Origin of the sequence: Spirochaeta isovalerica (assembly GCF_014207565.1) — a bacterium.
GTDB classification, from domain to species: domain Bacteria; phylum Spirochaetota; class Spirochaetia; order DSM-2461; family DSM-2461; genus Spirochaeta_F; species Spirochaeta_F isovalerica.
The window spans coordinates 1-2307 of sequence record NZ_JACHGJ010000023.1 but is presented as its reverse complement, the minus strand read 5'-3'; the positions used below and the strand labels follow the sequence as shown (position 1 = coordinate 2307).

The window sequence follows — 2307 nt, the reverse complement described above, 5'->3', positions numbered from 1 at the left end:
AAAATGCACCTGACAGCCCTACTGTCACAAATACTGCTTTTCGCTTCGCGGCAGTATTTGCGCCAGCTTAACGGTCTGCAGGTGATTTTGGCGTTATGAAGCCCTGCGGGCGGCTAAGGGAATTAATTATTATTTCTAAACAACTAATTAATGTTTATAAATATACATATATTTTTATTAGATCAGAACAATAATAGAGAAAGAATCCTCTTCGAGGATGGAATATATTGTTACTATACAAATAGATATATTAAATTATGAGTTAAATTATTCATTGAACAAAACCAAATTTCTTAATATAGAATTTCAAATTGAAAACATAGTCCAAATATGGTATCATAAATGTACTGAGGTGGAATCATGAATTTGAAAGACGATATAAAGCCAATTTCTTATATAAAAACTAATGCTGCTGATATGCTGAAAAGGGTTAATGAGACTCATAACCCAATAATTATTACTCAAAATGGTGAAGCGAAAGCTGTTTTACTGGATACGCGTACATATCAGGAAATGAGAAATAGCCTTGGATTCATGAAATTGCTTTCTGAAAGCGAAAAAGATATTCAGAATGATAAGGTCTTTACCCAGGAAGATGTTTTCCAAGATATGGAAAATACTTTTTTCAAAGAATAAAAGGCTGTCACAATGAAATATAATATTCTTTGGACCGTCACAGCGAAGAAAGACCTACATGAGATTATTGAATATATTTCGTATGACAATATCGATATTGCCAAAAAGCAATACTTAAAAATAAAAGAAAATGCAGAAAAGCTATCGAGTTTTCCGGAACAGGGAAGAATTATTCCGGAATTAGCTAATGAAAATATCAATAAATATAGGGAAATTATTATTTCTCCCTGGCGATTAATGTATAAAATTGAAAAGAATACAGTGTTTGTTCTGGCAGTAATAGATGGGAGACGTAATATTGAAGATATCTTGATGAAACGGCAATTACGAGAATGAAGATTCATAACAAGCCAATGAACGAAGACAGTTTCTTTTGGCAGGCTCTTTGCTCTCACTTCGTTCGGCCGCAAAGATCCCGCCAAATCTATCCGCTATGCTTCGGGAACGAATCTGCTTGTTTTTGGAGTGTTCTACGGACAAAGGTGACGAATCAATATGAAGGCTATTGAGGAACTAATTCCAAAACTAAATAACTCTCAAGAATTTCAACCACTTATTGATACATTTATAGAATCAATACAAAAACATGCTTCTGAAATCCATAGTATTTATATGTGTGGGTCAATTCCAAAAGGAACTGCGGTTCCATATGAATCTGATGCTGATTTCACCGTTGTTCTTAAAAGAAATCCAACAGAATTCGAGAAAAACTCTATTCTAAATCTAACTGTCGAAACGCAAAATAAGTTCAATATTGTTACGAAAATAGATGTCCCGATTTGTACTGTGCAAGATGTACTTTCAAATCCATATGATTGGGGTTTTTGGGTCAAGATTGTATCAATTTGTATTTTTGGTCCAGACCTTTCAAACCAAGTACCCAATCTGTATCCGTCTCCTGAGTTACAAAAAACATATTTCGTAGCAGCAGAGGAGCAAATACCCGGAAGCATAAATATTGCCTTAACTGAAACAGATGATTCAGTACGGATGAGTGTTCAAAAAAAATCAATAAAAAAAATAATCCGTGCTGTTTATTCATTGTATTTCCAGATAGAAGAATCTTGGACGGAAGACATTAACGAATTTATTTCAACGATCGAGAGACAAATTCCTAAAGGAAATAAATCAATAACTGAGTTAATTCAGAGTTATCATCAACCGGAGTTAACTAGAAAAGAATTTAAGAAAATAACAAAACAAGCGATGGATTTTTATTATAAACAGTACACGAATATTATCAATGATACCACATAAGTGCTTTGGAAAACACCAGTGGAAGAACCACTATAGTGCTCCCAAGAAGCTGTACAGCTCCTAAATTAGAAATTGCTGTATAATGGACAGCAAAAGGAGTACAACAGATGCGCAAAAAGTGGAGCGATTCAGAGAAAGCCAGGATAGCGCTCATGGCGATTCGCGAAGAAAGAACAATCAGTGAGATTGATCAAGAAACCGGAGCCCATCCAAACATGATTTCCAAGTGGAAAAGAGATCTACTCGATAACGCTGATTCAGCATTTCGCAACGGAAAATCTGAAAATGAGAGAGATCTTGAGAAAAAATGTACCCCCCCCCCTATATGTCAACATAGTTGAAGGATCACTTTAAAAGGAGTTTCAACTATGAGATACAGTCTCGGATTCAAAGAGACACAGGTAAAAAAGGTAT

At 34.8% G+C, this 2307-nt stretch carries 4 protein-coding genes; all 4 read left to right on the top strand.

Annotated elements, in window-relative coordinates; translation table 11 throughout:
• The first annotated feature begins 360 nt into the window (after nucleotides 1-360).
• Nucleotides 361-636, top strand: a complete 276-nt coding sequence (locus HNR50_RS22045; protein ID WP_184748976.1) for a type II toxin-antitoxin system Phd/YefM family antitoxin — start codon at nucleotides 361-363, stop codon at nucleotides 634-636.
• 12 nt (nucleotides 637-648) lie between these two features.
• Nucleotides 649-972, top strand: coding sequence for a type II toxin-antitoxin system RelE/ParE family toxin (locus HNR50_RS22040; RefSeq protein ID WP_184748975.1), 324 nt, complete (start codon nucleotides 649-651; stop codon nucleotides 970-972).
• A gap of 159 nt (nucleotides 973-1131) precedes the next feature.
• A complete protein-coding gene (locus tag HNR50_RS22035; RefSeq protein WP_184748974.1) occupies nucleotides 1132-1893 on the top strand; it encodes a nucleotidyltransferase domain-containing protein in 762 nt (253 codons plus the stop codon).
• Nucleotides 1894-2045: 152 nt separating this feature from the next.
• The gene (locus HNR50_RS22900) at nucleotides 2046-2234 is read left to right on the top strand and encodes a hypothetical protein (RefSeq protein ID WP_425506751.1); all 189 of its coding nucleotides are present in this window, start codon (nucleotides 2046-2048) and stop codon (nucleotides 2232-2234) included.
• Nucleotides 2235-2307: the final 73 nt, after the last annotated feature.